Origin of the sequence: Paenibacillus sp. FSL R7-0340, from assembly GCF_038002205.1 — a bacterium.
GTDB lineage: Bacteria > Bacillota > Bacilli > Paenibacillales > Paenibacillaceae > Paenibacillus > Paenibacillus polymyxa_B.
Genome location: NZ_JBBOBY010000001.1, coordinates 718,117 through 739,412 on the forward strand (window position 1 = coordinate 718,117; position 21,296 = coordinate 739,412).

The following is a 21,296-nucleotide window of genomic DNA, read 5'->3' on the forward strand; positions in this document are numbered from 1 at the left end:
ATAAATGAGAAAAAATAAACTATTAATCCTCTCTGATTCTAATCTAAATCCGATGGTTCGTTTTCTAGAGGGATCTTATCAAGATTTGACGTTAGAAGTGACAGAAGCTCCTTATAATCAAGTAAATCAGGTTCTTATGAATTCTGATCACTCCGTATGGTCGGAAAAAAAGGATATGTTGCTTTTATGGACAAGTCCTGAGAAAGTAATTCCTTCTTTTAATAAACTGCTGGAGTATAAGGAAATTAATATCGGTGATGTTCTTAATGAAGTCGATCAATTTTGCGAGCTTATTATCAGGGCTGAGGGAAAAGCAAAACATATTTTTGTTGTGTCTTGGTCCCTCCCACCTCATTACCGTTGGATACAATCGATGACATTAAAGCACAATGTAGGATTAAGCAATGTACTTATGCAAATGAATCTACGTCTTTCAGAACGACTACAAGAGCACGAGCATGTTATCATTCTTGATTCTAGCTATTGGTATGCAGCAATCCAGCAAAAAAGCTACGATGCTAAAATGTATGCACTTGGGAAAATTCAGTTCTCTCGCGATTTTTTTCTCTTTGTATCCAATGAGCTAAAATCAATCATTAGTGGTCTATACGGACAAAGTAAAAAGTTAATTATCTGTGATCTGGATAATACACTCTGGGGTGGCGTGATTGGTGACGATGGTATTGACAACATCAAACTGGGGGGGATTGATCCCGTCGGTGAGAGTTTCAAGCTTTTTCAGCAAGAATTGCACAGATTGAGTAACCGAGGTGTCATCCTGGCTATATGCAGTAAAAACAGCGAACCGATAGCACTAGAAATGATAGAACAGCATCCGGAAATGATTCTGAGAAAAAAGGACTTTTCTTCAATTCGAATCAACTGGAACGACAAGGCTGCCAATGTGGTTGAAATTGTAAAGGAGCTCAACCTAGGTCTGCAATCTGTTGTATTTCTAGACGATAATCCATCTGAAAGAGATCGTATCAAGCAGGCTCTTCCAGAAGTATATGTACCTGACCTACCTATTGATGTTACCCAATACCCTGTTTTTATTAGCCAACTGGATTGTTTCGAGACTCCTGCTATAACGTTGGAGGATCGTAAACGAACAGACTGGTTCAAACAGGAGCAAAAGCGAGAGTCGATAAAGTTAAACGTAGAATCATTGGAAGAATGGCTACATTCACTTGAAATTAAGCTGACTCCACATAAATTGAATAAATTATTGCTAACACGTGCTGTCCAGTTAATGAATAAAACGAATCAGTTTAACATGGCAACCCGCAGGTTTACGATTGAAGAGTATTGGTCCTGGAGTGAACTGCCGAATAATCATGCAATCTTATTTGAAGTGGAAGACAAATTTGGAAATGCAGGTTATACAGGACTGATTTCGGTTTCATGTGATGATGAAGGTCAGGCTGAAATCCATGATTTTGTTATGAGTTGTCGTGTCATGGGCAAGGGAATTGAGGAAGCAATGCTTTATTTAGTTACCAAGCATTTTTCCCCCCATAGTATTAAGGGTATGTATATAAAAACAGAAAAGAATAAACCTTTTTATGACTTTATTTCAAAGAAGTATAGGGATGTATCCAAAAACAATGAATTAGATCTAGGAGAGATATTCTTACCTCATCATATCTTACTTAAGGAGTGCTCTTTTTGAATAAATTTGAGTTAGTTCAATCGATAATATCTAAAATTATGAATGTGTCTGTCGAAAAAGTGACATTGGGATCGGTAAAAAGTGACTTTGAAAATTGGGATTCGCTCAATCAATTGAATTTAGTGATGGAACTTGAAGCTAATTTTAATGTGTCTATTCCCATTGATGAAATAGCTAATATAGATTCAGTGCAAAGCATTTTGCATATTTTGAATAATATTCATAATTAATAATTTATTTGAAGTGTTATGTGGAAAAATATAACGCGTAAAAAGGAGGGGGAAAGCTATTGGAAATTGTAAAATATAAAGATTCTGATTATGAGTCGCTGGTTGCGTTTATGAGAATTAATTGGTCCCCAGAGCATGCTATCTATAACAAAGAATTGTTTGATTGGCAGTATCGGATTGACGAGAATGGTTTATCGGAAAGTTTACTGCTGATTGACAATGGTTGTATTGAGGGGTTCCTTGGGGTCATTCCTAGTGAGTATAGTTCTAACGGAGAACAATATAAAGGTATCAGTTTCGCCATGTGGATTGTATCAGAGAAGTATAGAAACAGTGGCTTGGGCATTATGCTTATGAAAGAAGCTGAAAAGTATAATTCGGTGTGCGTGACCTTAGGTTGTAATCTTCAAGTGGTACCTATGTATGAACGTATGGGGTATTCGTATTCAGATCATTTGAACCGTTACATCATTCCGCTTGACGCCAACGGTTATGTTAACCTACTAAATGATTCATTCGATCATTCGGTTATTGGACAATGGATATCAGGTGTTGAGGAAAGATTGATACATTCATACAGCCCAATACTCAATATTACGGGTGAGGAGTTAGAGCAATTATACATTAAAAGTATTCAACATCGATTCTCACTTTCGCAGTACCGTAGCGCCTCCTTTTGGGAATGGAGATATATAAATAGTGCGGGCTATAAGTATTTATTTTTCGGTGATTCCACTGCTGAGGGGATTGTAATTGCACGTCTAGATCGAGTATATGCTCCAGAGGGGAGTACCCACGGCACAAAAGTATTAAGGATTATAGAAATCATCCCAGCTAATGCGGAGGTTTGGGAAGGAATAGCAGATCATCGTTTGATTGAGATGGTATCTGGGGTTTTGTCATGGGCTCGTGACCAAGGGTGTGTTGCGGCGGATTTTCAGTTAAGTTCAAATCGTTTAGAGCATGTTCTGGAATCCATCGGTTTTAAAAAACAAAATATAGACTACACGCCAAAGGAATGTGGATTGGCAGGCCTGTTCCAGCCTTTTCGTTATCGTGTTAATCCCATTAATTTTGTATGGAAAATTAAAAAAAATGAAGGTTACTTTCAAAATACGGAAGTGAATGACATATATCTTGTTAAAACTGACGGAGATATGGATCGTCCCAACATTTGGCCACTTCCTAAAGGGTGGAATTGATAATGGGTAATATTGCTGCGATGTACCACTATGTACGTGAGAAGAAAGGATGGGGTGGGATTGTTCCCATGCATCCCCATGACTTTGAAGAACAGCTAGATTTAATTAGCAAGACACATCGAATTATCTCGTTAGACGAGATTGATAAGTCCAACTCGGAACCATGGTGTGTACTAACGTTTGATGATGGTACAAAAGACCAATATACGTTTGCTTTTGACATCTTGAAAAGAAAAGGAATTCCTGCATATTTTACAGTCATGTCTGGTCCACACCTCACAGGTAACGTTCCATTAGTTCATTTGGTACACACGGTGCTCTCCTTCAAATCCGATGAAGAGTTGTGGGAATTATTGAGTGGAACATATGATACGAGCGGTGTGGAAGAGGAGAGCCAAATCTATAAGTATGAACAGAAAAAACTCCGCAGATACAATAAATTTATGCTTAATTTTAAATTATCTGTTACGGAAGCAACTATCTTTCTCGAGTCTATTTTTCAGTCCTTGTTTCCCGATAAGCAAAAATTTATAAATGATTTTTATATAAGTACAGAAGAAATAGTTGAAATGAGCCAGGCAGGAATGACTATAGGTGTGCATGCTCATAATCATATTCCTTACAATGGCGATCCACAGGAATTTTATGATATTGAAATCGGCCCTTGTAAAGATTGGATGAAGAGTGTTTTAGGTATAAATCCGATCTGGTATACGCCTGCTTTTGGTGGTGGAGTTAACCAAAAGTTAATGTTGGACAAACTAACTCCAGTTCTAGTGAAGAATGGATTTGTTGGTGCTTTTAGTACAAGAGAAGGGGGGATTTCTGACAACAGAGAATTTTGGATGGATAGAATAGACTGTATACGTCTACCTCCCCTAGGGACGTCATCGTATTTGTGATCTGTGGGATGTGAATGGGAACGAACTACTGTGTTTGTTCCTTGTGTTTTTTTATCCAAAATTAGATTTGATTTTTGGGGCATGAAAAGGGAGATTAGGAGGATTATTTGGCTTTTCACGCCTAAATTCGGTTTCCTTAACAAACCCTAATGATAGAATGAAAAGAGGTTCCTAATGAGCTATTCTGAGGCAATGCATGAATTAAAAAAAATACTATCGAATGATAAATTATCAAATGTGGAAGTATACAAATTACTGGACCATGAACTAACCAAATTAATTGGAAACTTTGAAAGTATAAATTCAAATAGTCGTCAAGAGATAGTAACTGAAATCGAACAAATGATATCAGATTATAAGAATTGGGGACTATATTTAACGTCATTTTTACTCACCTGTACAAAGGATCAGAAGTTTTTGGATGATATTTTTGAATCTATAGAAAAAGAAGTAAGAATAGATGTGCTTCATTTTGTTTACTGGCAAATTACGAGCTTTCTTTTTACTACTCCTAAATTAAAAACGGAGGAAAACACTAACAGACTGAGAAGGATATATCGAAAATATTTTGAGTATTTTAATAATCAAATTGCAAACGAGGCGAATTGGATTCCTTATGAAGAACGCAACCAAGATCTTGTAGTTGTTGTAGCTGGACAGATGCTTTCTATGTTACATAGCCCAACACAAGTAGCGCTAGATCATTGCAAAGCTTTATATAATCTCAAAAAAAATATTTTCCTTATAAATACCGCAGACATGCCAAGATCTATAACCACGCCTTATTTCGGAGCTGTCCTATCTAACTATGTTGAGGGGTACAATCAAACTGAAAAGCTAGTGTATGAAGATTTAAGTATTCCATTCTTTCAATGTAAAAAGGAAATGCCAAATGGTGCCCAGATATCAGAGCTAATCCAAATGATATTACATTTAAAGCCGCTTTTTGTTTTATCTGTCTCAGGCTCAAATGTAAGCTCCGACCTATTTTCTAATTTTGTGCCTGTTATCACTCTGCCATTAGCTTATGATCTCCCCATCTCAGAGAGCACATTTTCTATTTTGCCCAGAAAAATAAACACAGCAGATTTGAACACCCTAGAAGAATTAAACAGGTCTCGGGAATCTGTTATTGAGAGTGTGTTTACTTATAAATATACGCCTCCACAGACTAAAATGCATAGAGAGTATTGGGGGTTAGGCGAGGACAATTTTGTATTGGCCATAGTAGGTAATCGGCTTGATACGGAGCTAGACGATTCTTTTTTAACAGAACTAGACGATCTATTGAAATGTAATGATCATACCCGCATTATGTTTATAGGTGAACTTGAAAATTATAAAAAGATAACGAATCAGTATGTCACTCTTGAAAAACAATCTGTCCATGTCGGAGTTCAAAGGGACTTAGCCGCTGTTTATGAAGTGTGTGACGCGTATTTAAACACAGTTCGATCTGGAGGCGGTACTTCTGCTGCCATTGCTTTACGGCAAGGGCTACCCGTTTTTACATATGCCTTCGGAGATGTTGCTCACACGGCAGGAGAGTACTATCATATTAACAGTTTTGATGATGTGAAGACATTTATAAAACATTGGGAAAATCCTGTATTTAGGGAACGCGAAAGATCTGTAGCAATAAATAGGGCTGATGAAATTTTTGACAGTGAAAAGGTTATGAGAGAAATTATAGAGACTATGACTAAATCACCACACTTTTATTAAGCTGCATGGGCTTTACCACATAATTTGCTGAAATGAGAGATGATAATGATAAATTTCAATATACCGGCAATCGTAGGCAAAGAAGGAGAGTATGTCGAAAAGTCATTTTCTAGTGGACATCTTTCGGGGGATGGAGAATTTACGCGTTTATGTGCAAACTGGTTTGAAAGAACTTTTGATGTAAAAAAAACATTAATAACGACTTCTTGTACACATGCTCTGGAGATGGCTGCTATTCTCTTAGATATCCAACAGGGTGATGAAATTATCATGCCATCTTATACGTTTGTATCCACTGCCAATGCCTTTGTTTTAAGAGGAGCTAAGATTGTATTCGTGGATATTCGACCTGATACTATGAATATTAATGAAGATCTTATAGAAGATGCGATCACAGATAAAACAAAAGCAATTGTCCCAGTGCATTATGCTGGAGTAGCTTGTGATATGGATAAAATTTTAGAGTTGGCGAATAGATACAATTTGGCAGTTGTGGAGGATGCAGCACAAGGGATTCTTAGCGAATATAAAGGAAGGAAACTGGGTACCCTTGGTCACTTAGGATGTATCAGCTTTCACGAAACCAAGAATGTACATTGCGGGGAAGGTGGCGCTTTGTTAGTTAATGATGAAACATTTATGGAAAAGGCTGAAATAATACGTGAGAAAGGGACAAACAGATCTAAATTTTTTAGAGGTCAGGTAGATAAGTATACTTGGGTTGACATAGGTTCTTCCTACCTCCCTAGTGAACTAAACACTGCATTTTTAATGGCACAACTTGAGGCCTCAGAAATGATTACAAAGAATAGATTGGTTAGCTGGAATTTATATTTTAATCTATTACAGCCTTTGAGTGAATTAAATTTAATCGACTTACCATTTATACCTCTTAATAGTACCCATAATGCTCATATGTTTTATATTAAAGTAAGAGATTTAGAAATAAGAACCGAACTATTGAATTTTTTGAAAATACATGAAATCATGGCTGTTTTTCATTATGTGCCGCTTCATAGTTCCGAGGCAGGATTAAAGCATAGTTCATTTATTGGTGAGGATGCCTATACAACTAGAGAGAGCGAACGCTTAATTAGATTACCTCTCTATTTTAATATAAAAGAGTCAGATATAAATAAGATTGTAGATTGTATATACGATTTTTTTCGACAGTATAGTTGGAGGGATTTAGGATGCTAAGGCTTTTGCATTGGGATTCTATTTTTTTTGCTATGAATATGGCGGAAGTTTCTACTACTTCTCCAGTTACAAGCTCATATTTTCAACATGTGATAGAAAAGAATCAATTAGATTTTATACAAGCACTTTGTAAAATTGATGATATAACGACTATTCATTTTCTCGAAAATGAAAATTTCCACTTAGCGGATACTAAAGTAACATTTGAGACTAGAATAGATACTAATGCACAGAATAAAAGTTCTCTTGTATTAGCAACGGAGCATGACTTTCCTGTTTTACAAAATATGATGACTGGATTATTTAAGGATAGTAGATATTCTTGTTATCCACATATTTTTAATTTTGAAAAAGTGGATGAGTTATATAAACTATGGGTGAAAAAGTCTATTACTGGTGCGTTCGATGATTATTGTCTTGTCATTAAATTAAATGGAGAAATTATTGGATTTGTGACAATTAAAGAAAATCTAATAAATAGAAAGGCAAGAATCGGCCTTTTAGGAATTGATCTGAAACATCAAAGCAATGGAATGGGCACGAAGTTGCTAACAGAATTAAAGGTGTTTCTTGAAAGCAGGCCGATTGAACAACTAGTAGTTTCAACACAAGGTCGAAATTACAATGCATTGAATTTATATATAAAGTGTGGTTACAGAATTCAAAAAATGGAAAGTTGGTATTATTGGACGAGGGTGCTGATCAATGCTCGTTCATAGATTCAATGTAAGATCGTCTAAGACGAAATCTTAGAATAAAGGATAATTAAGTATGTTATAGAATTAGTACATCATCCATAGGAATTATTTTCAATCTATGAATAATTTTAAATATTCTGAGAAGGGATGATGTTTATGAAGTGGGGAAAATACCTTTCTGGAATTTTATTAGCCATTTTAGTTTTAAGCATTATGTCAATAGCTCCAGCCTCAGTTGAGGCCAGCTCATCAAGTTTAACGGCGAAGGATACTGATACGTCACTTTCGCTTAATACGATTCAAGCGCTGGAACCTACCAGCACGACTGAGGCTGTACTTCCACAGGAACGGTTATAGTATCCACATGAATGCGGCCTCGCCAGCGGATACACCGATTAATGGTAAGACGGCCAAGCTAACACCCTACTAACGGTCATTGAGTATCCAAACGGAGATATTAAGGTGAATGGGACCCAAATTGCCAATACAACGGTGGCAAACCCGAATTTGGAATGGTCAAGAGAATTCAACTTTTCAAATTATGCAAGCTCTGATAATGCTGTTTTGATTGTTCTAAATGCAGATACGCTTTTTACCTATTTTGAATCTGCATATAGTTCTGGCAATCCACCGAATCACAGTTCCTCTTTTGTTGACACCAGTGGCAGAACTACGCCGAGACGCCTGGATTTTATTGATATGGCTGGAGATCCAGACATTCTTGTGTATGATCTGGATACAAAGAAAGTAATTGATTTTGTAAGTAACTTGAATTACTACTATGCAAAAGGAATTGAGCCCCAGCCAACGGTAGTTTACTATAATTAAGTAAAAAAGAAATAACAAAAATTTTCAATGTTTTTTCCCTAGGAGTTTCAAACATTCACAAAGAGTTTACTATACTTGTATAGTAAACTCTTTGCTTAATATACCATTTCAATCTATAGAAATAGATTGCTTTGTAAAATTGGAATAACTATGAATGAAAACATTATCAATTCCAATTGACAATGGATAACTTTGGGTGGTATAGTCGGAAATGTGGGCGAGAGCTTCACTTCATTTGATGACGAAGGGAATGTTAGTGCATGCAAGGTAAAGTAAAATGGTTTAACGCAGAAAAAGGTTATGGTTTCATTGAAACGTCTGACGGCGGCGACGTATTTGTACATTTTTCCGCAATTCAAACAGAAGGCTTCAAAACACTTGAAGAAGGACAAGACGTGGAGTTCGACATTGTCGAAGGCGCACGTGGACCACAAGCCGCTAACGTAACCAAATTATAATCATCCCCGGCATAGCCGACCTACATAATTGGTAAGATGGTTAGCAATGGATAACGCGCTAGCAACTGCCCTGGAAAATATTCCAGGGCTTTTTTATGTTTTCTAATTACATAAAAAAGCCCCTTACCCAGTGGTAAGGAGCTCGACACAATAGAACATTTACTCTAGAGAACCATCAAAGTCAGCCATCTCCACAAAAATGGTATTGGAGGAGGCAGATTGTTTCTCTACGCTTCCGTCTGGATAGCGGAATTGATAGCGCAGGATGACCTGGGCGATCAGATACGCGCGGAGCGCAGATTCGATGTCGAAAGAAAAGACGATAACGGCTTTGTGGTCTGGGTCAAGCCGACCTAACGGAATACCTTGGAGCAGGTTAGGATGCGGAAGCGGCACAGAATTCACGGTGACAGTTCGCAACAAAATGAAATCTTCGGCTGCAAATGGTGCAGTGAGCAAGAGTTCTTCCAGCGGAGTATTGCCGATGTTTTCCACATGGACGGTGAAGGACAGGGTATCTTCTTGCCCGACACGTAAAGCGCTGGAGCTAAGTGTAAGTTTAGGGATGGCTGCAATAACGGTCACGCCGACGGTGTTGGTTTGGGTTGTTTCCTGGATGGTCTCTCCTCCACTACGACGTGAGGTATATTCGATGGTGGCTTGGTTGCTGAATGTTCCCTCTGTTGGTGCTTCACGAATTTGTGCCTGGAGCGTAAGGGTGAGCGTCTCCCCTGGTGCAATATCCGGAAGCGTGATACCTGCGGCGGGATTAGCGCCTGGCTGTGCTTTTTCTTGGATAGTTAGGCTGTTGGGTACATAAATGAGTCCATGCGGCAACGGGTCTGTGAACAGCGGATACTGTGCTGGAATTCCTCCTTTGTTTGTAATCTGAATGGTGAAGGTGAGTATGTCTCCTACAGAGGCATCCGTGGTATTCACTTTTTTAACTAATTCGAGCAGTGGGAATACAACTGGGATGGTAACGGTATTCGTAGTCAATGTCCCTGATACGACTCTTCCTCCAGGTAACGTAAACGAGTAGGCAAAGGCAGCTTGATTTACGATGTAGCCAGATGGAGGCGTCTCCGATACGGTCACTTGATAAGTCAGTGTCAATGACTGTCCAGGTTCCACAGACCCCAGACTAACACCGACAGCAGGATCGGTTCCCAACAGTGATTGACCGTTCAACTGTATGCTGTCAGGAATCAATAGAGTCCCGGCAGGAATGAAATTTTGCAGTGTAACTTCGGATGTTACGTTGCCAAAGTTGTTGAGCAGTACCGTATAAGTAAGGCTTTCTCCTGCGATGGCCTCCGTATTTTCCGTAGAGATACTTGCGGCAAGCTGTGGATCAAAAACAGTTATAGTCACGGTGTTGCTGGTAACCTCGCTCGCACCCTCATTGCCAGCATAATGGAGCCGTACGCTATTGTTTAGACGTCCTCCGAGAGGCAGAGACTGAACGTTCACGCTGTAGGATACATCCATTGTCTGTCCCGCCTGTAAGCTGCCGATAAATAATGGTTCACCTGGCTTGCTAGAAGCAGGTGGAGAACCGTTAATTTTCAAGCTGTCCGGGTTTATGATGGTTCCATTCGGTACGTAATCGGCTAACACTACATCGGTAATGACTGAGCCTGCATCATTAACAAGAGTCAGCTGATAAGGCACAGCATCGCCTAATGCGACAGTAGATACTGTTGTGCGTAGCACAGCTGACAAGGCTCCTTTAGCAGTAGGGGCTACTTTAACCGAGATAGAAGGTGAAGCAGTTACCAGATTCGTGCTTCGTCCGTCCGGCAGCTGGTAGGAGTAAGCCAGTGAAGCTTGATTCACCAGTGTGCCAGACTCGGAGGCACGAACGACAAGCGCGGAGAAGACGGAAGTCGTTTTTTCTCCTGGTGCGATGGTACCTAGGGCAATGCCTTGCCCTGGACTGACCCCATATTGAGGGATTCCATTAACCGAAACAGAGCCGGGAACAAAAGAAAGCTCCGATGGCAATGAGTCCGTTAACAAGCCAAAGGCACCGATATTTCCAGTATTTTCTGCAATGATGGAATAGGTGATGCTTTGGCCTGGCTGCACGCTCTCCGTGCTGGCTATTTTCGTCAGCTTCACCACAGGCTGGAGTACGGCAATGGTGACAGCATTGGACAAAACGGCACTCGCTTCTTCACTTTTCGTGAGTAACAAGCGCGCCTGATTCGTACGCGGTCCTGGCTGTTCTGTTGCTGTGATACGGACATCAAAGGATATGACAGTCTTGGTATTCGCTTCTAACGGTGGCAAAGGTATGCCGGTGCCGGGATCGCTTTCTGCCACCGTAGATCCATTAATCTGAACTGAACCTGTAATAAACTCGATGTCCTCTGGCAAAGTATCCAGCAAACGGGCATCTTGCACGGTATTCGTATCCTCGTTGAGGATCACGAGTTCATACGTCAAGGTATCGCCAGTAGTGGCGAAAGGTGAGCTTACGCTTTTACTTAATGTGATGTCTAGCGGTGACACGGCAACCTCAACAATGTTGGATAAATGGAAACCGCCTGCCTCTCGCCCATCTGGTGCATTAAAGCGATAGTCTACCTCAGCCTGATCGACCAGTAATACGGTTGCAGGGATGGAAGATACCAGCACTTGGAAAGTGACGGTTGCCGATTGTCCTGGTGGTATGGCTGGAGTCGGGATGCCGGAAACTGGGCTTGCACCGGGAGCTGCAATGCCGTTAATCGAGACTGTGTTCGGAAGGAATACAGAGCCGTCCGGAATATTGTCACTTACAGTAGTTGAGGCTGCAATGTTACCCGTGTTGGATACGACAATCGTGTAAGTGATGATGTCTCCGACTGTGGCATTATTGGTATTGCTTGTTTTGACTGCTGTCAGGATCGGCTGGAAGACCGGAATGGTTATTACATTAGATGTTGAGCTACCAGTAAATGCCCCGCTGGTAAAGCTAACGGATGCCTGATTGTTTAATTGTGCCGGTGTGGGCAAGAAATCGACTCGAACCTGGAACGTAACAGTAGTAACAGCTCCTGGAGCGAGCGTACCGATGGCAATACCAAATCCAGGATTTCCATCAGGGAAGGAAGTTCCGTTTATGGTAACACTGCCATTTACAAAGGAGCTTCCCGCCGCAATCATATCTGAAACCACTATATTATTGGCTGTACTGATCCCATTGTTGGAGACAGCCAGTGTGTAGGTGATGATATCGCCAATAATGGCGTCGGTAGCCGCCGTTCCTTTGACAATGCTAACGTCTGGTGAGGATACAGAGATACTAACTGAATTGGATACCGCAGATCCGGATACAGTTCTGCCATCTGGTGGTTGGAAAGTGAATGAGCCTGATGCCTGATCGACCAGTACCTGTGGATTAGGCAGTGTATTGATAATGGTTTGGAACGTTACGGATACCGTTCCGCCTGGCAACACGGATCCAACTGGAACGCCAGTTTCGATGGACAATCCAGGTTGCGGACTGCCAGCAATGCTGACACTGTTGGCAAGGAAAGTCGATCCGGCCGGGATGTTATCGCTGATGGTAAGCGCTGCTGCAATATTGCCGCTATTCACGGTTGTAATCGTGTAGGTCAGTGTATCGCCGACGGAGGCGTTAAGAGTGCTGGATGCTTTAGTAATTGCAATTAACGGTTGGAACACAGGTACGATGAGTGGATCGGAAAAGGCAGTGCCAGTGAACGTTCCGCTAGTAAACGTGACGGCTGCAATATCTGTGAGCAGTGGTGGCTGCGGCAAAGACTGGACAGTTGTCTGGAAACTGACGACGAATGTATTTCCAGGTGCGACGTTTCCGATGGCAATTCCAGCAACCGGAGAGGCATTAGGGAAGGCTACTCCGTCGATTAGGACACTGCCCGGAACGAAGGAGGTACCTGCAGGAATTGTATCGGTTACAACAGTATCTGTGACTGAATCCACGCCACTATTCGTGATGCTCAGTGTATATCTGAACGTATCTCCGACTACAGCGGCTGCCAGGCTGGATGTTTTAATCACCTGAATATTAGGTGCAGACACAGCAACGTTGACTGTATTCGATGTGACAGAACCGCTCAGTACTCTACCGTCAGGTGGTGAGTAGGTAAAGTCCGCTTGCCCTTGGTCGGTCAATATAGGCGGAGTTGGCAGAGACGAGACGATGGTTTGGAAACTCAACGTAATACTGCCTGAAGGGGCCAGTGATCCGAGCGTTATGCCTGTAACTGGCGAAGCTCCCGGGACAAGGATGCCGTTAACGACTACGCTGTTAGGCAGTAGTTCAGAACCTGCGGGGATGTTATCCGACAGCACAGGTATAACGGCAATATTTCCGGTATTAGTTAGCGTCAGAGTATAGACCAATGTTGATCCGATCTGTGTGTTGACGGTATTGACGGTTTTGGTCAGGCCGATGATCGGCTGATAAACAGGCAAGGTAACCGGATCGGATTGCGAAGACGTGGTCAACGCGCCTGAAGTAAAGCTGACGGTCGCTTGATTGGTTATTTGCGGCGGCTGCGGCAGACTAACGACGGAGACCTGGAATGTAACTGCTGCCGAACCACCTACTGCAATGGTGCCTACAGGGATACCGGAGCTTGGTGACGCAGCAGGTACAGAAGTTCCATTTACGGTTACGCTACCCGGAACAAAGCTGGTGCCGGGCGGCAGCTGATCAGATACAACGGCATTGACGACTTGACTGATTCCGTTATTCGTAGCAATCACAGTATACGTAATGGTATCTCCGACTACGGCATCTGTAGCGGATGCTGTTTTGATAACGTCCACATCTGGCGAAGAGACCGAGACGGTCACGGACGGAGATACTGCACTTCCAGTCAGGACACGACCATCTGGAGGTTGATAGCTGTAAGCTGCGGTCGCCTGATTGACCAATGTACCTGATGCGGGCAGTGAGGTAATGACTGCCTGAAAGGTCAGAGTGACGGTCGTAGCTGCACCTATGATACCTAATGGAATCCCAACACTTGGATCTGAGCCAGGTGCGGCGGTGCCATTGATCACTACACTATTAGGGATAAAGGCAGCCCCAGCCGGGATGGGATCACTAAGGACGGTATCTGCACCGATGTTTCCAGAGTTTGTAACGGAGAATGTATAGGTTACCGTATCTCCAACCGTAGCTCTTCCCGTTCCCGCGCTTTTAGTTACAGTGACGATCGGTTGATACACAGGGATGGTAACGGGATTGGATACCGAAAATCCATTAAATGCACCTGAAGTAAAGCTTACGGTCGCCTCATTGGTAATGGACGCTGGCGACGGCAGAGATTGTACGTTAAGCAAAAAGCGAATGGTAGCTCCGCCACCAGCTCCAAGCGTTCCGACAGGAATACCGTTTTGTGGGTTGGCTGTAACAACAGGCGTACCATTAATTGTAACGCTGCCCGGGACAAAGGCGGTTCCAAAAGGAATGGTATCCGTGACGATTACGCTAGTAACAGGATCGAGTCCGTTATTGAACGCAGTTATGACATAGGGGACAGAATCACCCACGACAGCGACAGCCACATCAGCTGCCTTCGTGACTGTTACATTCGGTGACGAGATCGGAATGGATACAGGCAGGGCCGCTCCGCTTCCGCTCAGCGTTCGTCCATCGGGCAATTGGAACGTGTAGCTCACAGTTGCCTGGTTGGTTAGTATGGAGCCAGGTGGTACTGATATGACCACGGCGCTAAACGAGACGGTTACCGTCGCACCTGGGGCGACCGAACCGATATTAATGCCTGTAATCGGGTCTGCTCCGGGAATGGGCGAACCGTTGACCAGTACGCTATTTTGATTCAGACTAAGCGAGCTGGACAACAGATCAAGCACGACCGTTTCTGCGGGCGCGTTGCCGGTATTGGTTACAGTGATGAAAAAGCCAAGTGTATTCCCTACGGTTGCACGATCTGCACTGAGGGTATTGGTCACATTCAAGATTGGCTGAAATACAGGCAGGCTGACCTGATTCGAGGCGGATTGACCTGCGAAAGCCCCGGAATTAAAGGAGACCGTTGCCTGATCCGTTGACAAACCTGACGCTGGCAAGGATGTTACCGTTGCCTGGAAGGTGACCGTTACTGAGCTGGCAGCAGGGATAGTGCCTACGGATACGCCTGTGGCGATGTTGGCTCCCGGTATAGTGACACCATTGACTTGTACGGAGTTAGGTATAAAAGTAGTGCCATCCGCAATCGGGTCGATAAAGACCGTCCCTGTTACGGGTGTAATGCCGCTATTTGCTGCGTTAATGGTATACGTAATGGTATCGCCGAAGGCTACAGAGGTCTGATTGACCGTTTTGGTCACGGTGACATTCGGATTGGATACGGGAATGAACACCGGATTCGATTGTGCACTTCCATTTAATGTGCGACCGTCAGGTGGCTGGAAGGTGAATGTGGCCGAACCTTGATTTAACAGACCCAGGCCAGCAGGGACAGCGTTAATGACCACTTGAAAGGTAAGAGCGACAGAAGCCCCCGCTGCAATGTTTCCGACCAGTACCCCTGATTGGGGATTGGCTCCAGCAACAGGCTGACCGTTCACGGTGACGCTATTCGGTATAAAGGAGGAACCAGATGGAATGGCATCGGTGAAGGTGGCGGTCGCTGCTAGATTACCTGTATTTTGAGCAGTGAGTGTATAGACTACGGTGTCGCCTACCGTTGCTTGACTCGTATTTGCAGTTTTAACAAGACTGACAATAGGCTGGTAAACAGGGATGACAACAGTGTTGGAGAGTGATGTGAAATTCAGTGTACCGCTGGTAAAAGAAACTGTAGCCTGATCACTCAGCTGAGGTGGGTCAGGCAGGCTGTTGACAGACACGGAAAAGGTGACGGTTGTTGACGCACCAGCAGCGATGGAACCGATTGGAATCCCCGTTAAGGGGCTGGCTGACGGCAATGTCGTTCCATTTACAATAACCGAGCCAGGAATAAAAGTGGAGCCCGACGGGATCGTATCGTTTACCCGAACATCCGTCACGGTTTGGACTCCGCTATTGGTAGCTGTAATGGTATAGGTTATCGTATCCCCAGGAACGGCGTCAGCTACCGAAGCGCTTTTGCTTACTTGCACATTGGGTGACGATACAGGGATTGTGACAATATTGGACGAAACATTGCCGTTAACAATCCGGCCATCCGGCGGTTGAAAGGAAAAGCTGATATTCGCCTGGTCGGTGAGTTGGGGAGGTAAAGGCACGGAAGTAATCACCACCTGAAAAGTTGTTTGAGTCGCGGCTCCAGGTACAATGGAGCCAATAGACAGACCTGCTTCGGGACTGGCACCGGGAATAGGAACACCGTTGACGACCACACTGTTCGGTACCAGTGCTGAGCCTGCGGGGATATTGTCTGTCAATGTGGCAGCAGCTGCAATATTACCGCTGTTGGTTACTGCCACAGAATACGTTACGATGTTCCCGACTGTGGCTGATATAGGTTCTGCGGTTTTGCTTACGCTTAATACCGGAGCGTTCAAAGCCACTGTCACTGGGTTAGATACTGATACGCCTGAAAAAGCACCGCTGGTGTAACTGGCACGCGATTGATTGGTGAGCTGCGGAGAACTTGTTAATGGAGAGGATACCGTTACCCTGAAAGTGATTGTAGCTCCCCCTCCAGCGGCAATGCTCCCAATTACGATACCTAAAGACGGATCTCCACTGGCTATTGTGGAGCCATTCAGCGTTACGCTACCGGCAGTGAATTGAGAGCCGGCCGGGATAGGATCGGAAACGACCACATTGCTCACGGTCTGGATTCCGTTGTTGAGTAAGGTCAGGGTGTATAACACCGAATCACCCGGAATGGCGGTGGAACGGTCTGCAGTCTTCGAAATGGACACATTCGGCGCAGACACAGGAATGGATAACACGTTGGACGATGTGCTATCTGTTCGCACTCGCCCATCGGGCAACGTAAAGGAAATGGCGGCGGTGGCCTGGTCTGTCAGTTGGGATGGTGTTGGAAGGGTAGCCACTACAGTTTGGAATGTCAGTGTGATAGGGCTTTGCGGCGACACGGTTCCGATGAAAATACCTGCTGCTGGACTGGCTCCAGGCTGACTAACGCCATTGATTACCACGCTGTTCTCCATAAATGTGGACCCGGCAGGAATAGCATCTGTCAGCGTTACAGAAGCATTATAGTTGCCGCTGTTCGTGACTAACAATGTGTACAGAATCGTGTCGCCTATCGTAGCTGCTGTTGTATTTGCAGATTTGACCACACTGATACGAGGCTGATAAACCGGCACAGAGACGGTATTTGTCTGGGATGTTCCGGTAAAAGCACCACTGGTGAAGCTGACACTGGCTGTGTTTTGCAGCGGCTGCACGGATGGAACGGCATTGACCAGCACAGCATAGGACACCTGCACGGATGCGCCTGCGCCAATGGTGCCGACTGGAATGCCACTTCTTGGGTCGGCTGTGCTCACAGGTGAACCACCGACGGTTACGCTTCCGGGTACAAATGACACGCTGCCGGGGAGTGGATCGGTAATTACGGTGTTTGTGATGGGGTCAATTCCGTTATTAACGGCGTTCACGCTGTAGGTCAGCGTTTCGCCAACACTAACGGATGTGAATCCCGCAGACTTGGTTACTGCTACGTTGGGAAGAGAAATCGATACGGAAACAATATTGGAGAGAAGCGAGCCCGACAGGGTTCTTCCGTCTTGCAACTGATATGAGTATTGGAGCAGGCCCTGATCGTTTAATCCACCCCCGGGTGGTAGCGAATCCACTGTCGTCCGGAATGAGACTGTAATTTGTGCACCAGGGTTTACGGTGCCTACTGAAATTCCCGTATTAGGATTGGCGCCTGGCACTGAGGACCCGCCGACAATGACGCTTCCGGGAATAAAGGTGGAGCCTGTCGGTACAGTTTCCGTCAAGGTCGTGTTTAATACGGCTGTTCCGGCATTAGCGATGAGAAATGAATAAGTAATCGTCCCGCCAACGCTGGCACGGTTGGAGCTGGCGCTTTTGGTAATCGTCGGCGCTGCAATAACGACAGGTATGGTTACAAGATTGGACAAAGATGATCCGGTAAAGGCCCCGGAAGTGAAGCTGACAGTTGCACGATTGTTGATTTGTGCAGGAGAAGGTAGAGAATTAATGGCTGCCCGAAATACAACCGTAACCGATGCGCCTGGAGCTAAAGTGCCGATCGGAATACCGTTCACAGGTGTAGCAGTCGCAGAAGCAGTTCCGTTCACGGTGACGCTACCAGGTACAAAGGCAACTCCGCTTGGCAGCGGATCGGTAACGACTACATTGGTCACATTGGCGATTCCGTTGTTTGTGGCGGTTATGGTAAATTGAACAGTCTCTCCGACTGCGGCTGCCGCCAGGGAAGAGGCTTTTGTCACGGTCACATTTGGTGAGGATACGGGAATGGTGAGCGTGTTGGACGTCCCGCTTCCGTTCAATATACGTCCGTCAGGCGGTGTGAAGGTATACGTGTAAGCCGCCTGATCGGTCAAATTACCAGAGGCGGGAACCGCGTTGACGAGGGCCTGGAAGGTCACGGGTATAGTAGCACCTGTATTAATCGTTCCTACTGAAAAACCAGTAGCGGGATTGGCAGCAGGCACGGAAGAACCACCAATGGTCACACTGCCCGGTATGAAGGATGATCCGGCGGGAATGCTCTCCGAAAAGCTGAGATTTGCAGCAATGCTGCCCGTGTTGGATATCTGAAACGTGTACGTAATCGTATCTCCAACTGTAGCAGCCGTTGTATTGGCACTTTTAACAATTCCAATAACAGGTTGGTAGATTGGTGTACTGGCAGTGTTGGACGGAACGTTGCCAGAAATGACAGGTCCTCCAGGCACGGTTTGGAAGGAAAAGGATGCCGATGCTTGATTGCCCAGCTGGGTGTTTGCTGGCAATGAAGTGACGGTTGCACGGAATGTAATGGTCACCGTGGAAGCAGGAGCTACACTGCCCACTGTGATACCTGTAGCGGGATTGGCTGTTGGCTGGGCTGTGCCCGCGACAACAACACTGCCGGGTACGAAGGTAGCCCCAGCTGGTATGGTATCGGTAAGTACTGTGTTGGAAGCACTGACGAGCCCCGTATTCGAAATGTTAACCGTATAGGTCACAGTATCGCCAATAACCAAGCCTGTAGAGCTGGCAGTTTTGGTCAGGGTCACCAGTGGAGCATTGATATCAATTTGAATGGCATTGGCATTTACAGTGTAAATGTCACCATTTGTTGTCAGCTGGAGGACACCTGTGGTTTGGCTATTGAGCAGCGTGGAGGAAATATCGACATTGGTAATGTCCCAACCTTGCCGTCCACCCGTGACCTGCGTTCCAGGTGCTCCATTCACGGCATTAGTTGTACCGAAGGTCCCCGTCGTGACCAATGTACCGTCGTCTCCGTTAATTTGGGAAGCGAAAAAATTAGTCGAAAAATTATTAGGCCCAGACAGCGCAGTCAAACTCGATGTGGTAGGTCCAAACAACGCACGGTCACCCGTAATGTCCACGTCACCCTCTTGGGCGCTAATCAGCGCCCTACCACGCAAAGTCCCCTGCACAGGTGTGGCAAAGCCGCTCACCACTACATTGACCGAGCCTGTAGCGGTACTGACCCCTTCACCACCAACACGTAGCGACAGGTTGCGGAAGGGCAGAGACGGGTTATTGTACACCACAGCCAGCGTCCAGCCGGCATGGTTGGTGTTGGTGGAATCGGGAACCGTGATGGTGCCCGTCACATTTCCGACCGTATACGCACCAGCGCCACCTTGAATGACCAGATTTGTGACATTCGCTGTTCTCACATAGGTACTGAGACTAGTGACGTTGACCGATGTTGCAGATTCAGGACTGACCGTAGTAGATAAAGCAGGTGTCTGAAATGTGACAGGGTTGCTGGTGCTGGACAATACATTGGTACTGCCGTTGGCATAACTTCCTCCCCAAATAAGCTCAGCATACAGCACCGTACTGCCCGCAGGGAGCACAAGGAATGCTGTCGATGAGTTACTGGTAAAGGTAGAAGTCGTGCCAAATGGATACGTACCGAAGCGAGAGGCTGTATTAGTTGTGATGAACGCGCCAATGCTGGTCGCTGTTCCCGGCACTCCTACCGAATTAGAGCGTGCCAGCCCAAGTGTATTCCCTATAAAGGTGACAGCCCCCGTCTGGTTCGTTACGTAACGCTGAATAAAAGCCATGGATTAGCTTCCTACTTTCCATCTCTTCCAAATCCGTTATCTTAGGATTTTCGTATAGGAAGAGCCAGCTAGGCTGGGTGTAATAATCCTTTCGTATAAATTGCCTGCGTTATAACCAGGCCTTGCATATCGCACAAGCCCATGTACCTAATCCAGCGGGAAAAGGCCACCCCCTTTTTCGATAAAATAGCTTAGCATGAAGCCCAAAATAGTTGTTTGTCGTGACGTCAGCGGGGCAATATTTATATATGCACTCATTATTCACATATGTATGCAAGTCAATTTTAAACATACCTGTTTTCAAAGAATGACGTTATCGGAAGCGTTTTAGCGAAAAAAGAAGAATTTTGTAAAATAGCTTCGAAATGTTGGTCTCTTTTTTTACTTGGCGTTAACATATGTGCTATACTGAAGGAGCAAAGGAGGCGTGCCCTATGAACTTAACAGTACGAGGTCAACAGATCGAGGTTACCGACGCTTTGAAGGACTACGTTGATAAGAAATTCAGCAGACTTGAAAAGTATTTCGATGCACCCCCGACGTCTGATGGAAGTGTAACGTTAAGCACAACCAGAGATTTGCACACTGTAGAAGTAACCATTCCTTTGCCGGGGCTTGTACTCCGTGCCGAAGACGAGAGCGATGACATGTATTCATCCATTGATGCCGTGGTAGACAAGCTTGAACGGCAAATTCGCAAGCACAAAACCAAGCTAAACCGTAAATTCCGTCAGGAAGGCAGTTTGAAAACCCTTTTTGTGGAAGATCCGGCAGGTGGCGTGGCTGTTGCTGAAGATGAGGATGTAGAACTGGATGAGCTGGAAGTCGTCCGCACCAAGCGTTTCTTATTGAAACCTATGGATGTGGAAGAAGCTATTCTTCAAATGAACATGGTTGGACATAATTTCTTTGTGTTTTCCAATATTGACAACGAAGAAGTTAACGTAGTTTACAAGCGCAATGATGGTAAATACGGTCTGATCGAACGAGAATAGCCTGTGAAGTAGGAACTTTTCACATTTTAAAATGAATAGAACGATTTCGATTGAAGCATGCTTCATGGATATTAGGAAAATGAAAACAACACGAGCCTTATCCTTGCGAACCTGGCGGGATAGGGCTCTTTTATATGTTTTTTTGTAAATG

The 21,296-nt window shown here is 44.5% G+C and carries 12 protein-coding genes; 11 read left to right on the forward strand and 1 reads right to left on the reverse strand.

Features of this window, described 5'->3' with window-relative positions; translation table 11 throughout:
* Window positions 1-4: 4 nt before the first annotated feature.
* The 10 genes from MKX59_RS03215 to MKX59_RS03260 all read left to right on the forward strand — a co-directional run bounded on the left by MKX59_RS03215 (window position 5) and on the right by MKX59_RS03260 (window position 8,915).
* Window positions 5-1,672, forward strand: coding sequence for an HAD-IIIC family phosphatase (locus MKX59_RS03215; protein ID WP_028542140.1), 1,668 nt, complete (start codon window positions 5-7; stop codon window positions 1,670-1,672).
* Window positions 1,660-1,902, forward strand: a complete 243-nt coding sequence (locus MKX59_RS03220; protein ID WP_254348531.1) for an acyl carrier protein — start codon at window positions 1,660-1,662, stop codon at window positions 1,900-1,902. Before MKX59_RS03215 ends, MKX59_RS03220 begins: the two co-directional genes overlap by 13 nt.
* Window positions 1,903-1,961: 59 nt before the next feature.
* Window positions 1,962-3,104, forward strand: a complete 1,143-nt coding sequence (locus MKX59_RS03225) for a GNAT family N-acetyltransferase (RefSeq protein WP_028542138.1) — start codon at window positions 1,962-1,964, stop codon at window positions 3,102-3,104.
* A gap of 2 nt (window positions 3,105-3,106) precedes the next feature.
* A complete protein-coding gene (locus MKX59_RS03230; protein WP_053326231.1) occupies window positions 3,107-4,006 on the forward strand; it encodes a polysaccharide deacetylase family protein in 900 nt (299 codons plus the stop codon).
* Window positions 4,007-4,180: 174 nt separating this feature from the next.
* On the forward strand, window positions 4,181-5,731 hold the full coding sequence (locus MKX59_RS03235) for a glycosyltransferase (RefSeq protein WP_071558141.1): 1,551 nt from the start codon (window positions 4,181-4,183) through the stop codon (window positions 5,729-5,731).
* 45 nt (window positions 5,732-5,776) lie between these two features.
* On the forward strand, window positions 5,777-6,931 hold the full coding sequence (gene rffA, locus MKX59_RS03240; RefSeq protein ID WP_053326229.1) for a dTDP-4-amino-4,6-dideoxygalactose transaminase: 1,155 nt from the start codon (window positions 5,777-5,779) through the stop codon (window positions 6,929-6,931).
* Window positions 6,925-7,650, forward strand: a complete 726-nt coding sequence (locus MKX59_RS03245) for a GNAT family N-acetyltransferase (RefSeq protein ID WP_053326228.1) — start codon at window positions 6,925-6,927, stop codon at window positions 7,648-7,650. The genes rffA and MKX59_RS03245 overlap by 7 nt, the downstream gene beginning before the upstream one ends.
* Before the next feature lie 135 nt (window positions 7,651-7,785).
* On the forward strand, window positions 7,786-7,986 hold the full coding sequence (locus tag MKX59_RS03250; protein WP_233903786.1) for a hypothetical protein: 201 nt from the start codon (window positions 7,786-7,788) through the stop codon (window positions 7,984-7,986).
* A 105-nt stretch (window positions 7,987-8,091) separates the two neighbouring features.
* A complete protein-coding gene (locus tag MKX59_RS03255; protein ID WP_233903785.1) occupies window positions 8,092-8,457 on the forward strand; it encodes a hypothetical protein in 366 nt (121 codons plus the stop codon).
* Between the two features lie 260 nt (window positions 8,458-8,717).
* Window positions 8,718-8,915 carry a cold shock domain-containing protein gene (locus MKX59_RS03260; RefSeq protein ID WP_013312263.1) on the forward strand — a complete coding sequence of 66 codons (198 nt, stop codon included), beginning with the start codon at window positions 8,718-8,720 and terminating at the stop codon, window positions 8,913-8,915.
* Between the two features lie 159 nt (window positions 8,916-9,074).
* On the opposite strand, the gene MKX59_RS03265 is transcribed toward MKX59_RS03260, so the two are convergent.
* Window positions 9,075-20,150: a DUF7507 domain-containing protein gene (locus tag MKX59_RS03265; RefSeq protein WP_340857598.1), complete on the reverse strand. Its 11,076-nt coding sequence runs from the start codon at window positions 20,148-20,150 to the stop codon at window positions 9,075-9,077.
* 434 nt (window positions 20,151-20,584) lie between these two features.
* Here MKX59_RS03265 and hpf point away from each other — a divergent pair, with 434 nt between their 5' ends.
* Window positions 20,585-21,145, forward strand: a complete 561-nt coding sequence (gene hpf / locus MKX59_RS03270; protein ID WP_023990642.1) for a ribosome hibernation-promoting factor, HPF/YfiA family — start codon at window positions 20,585-20,587, stop codon at window positions 21,143-21,145.
* Window positions 21,146-21,296 lie beyond the last annotated feature (151 nt).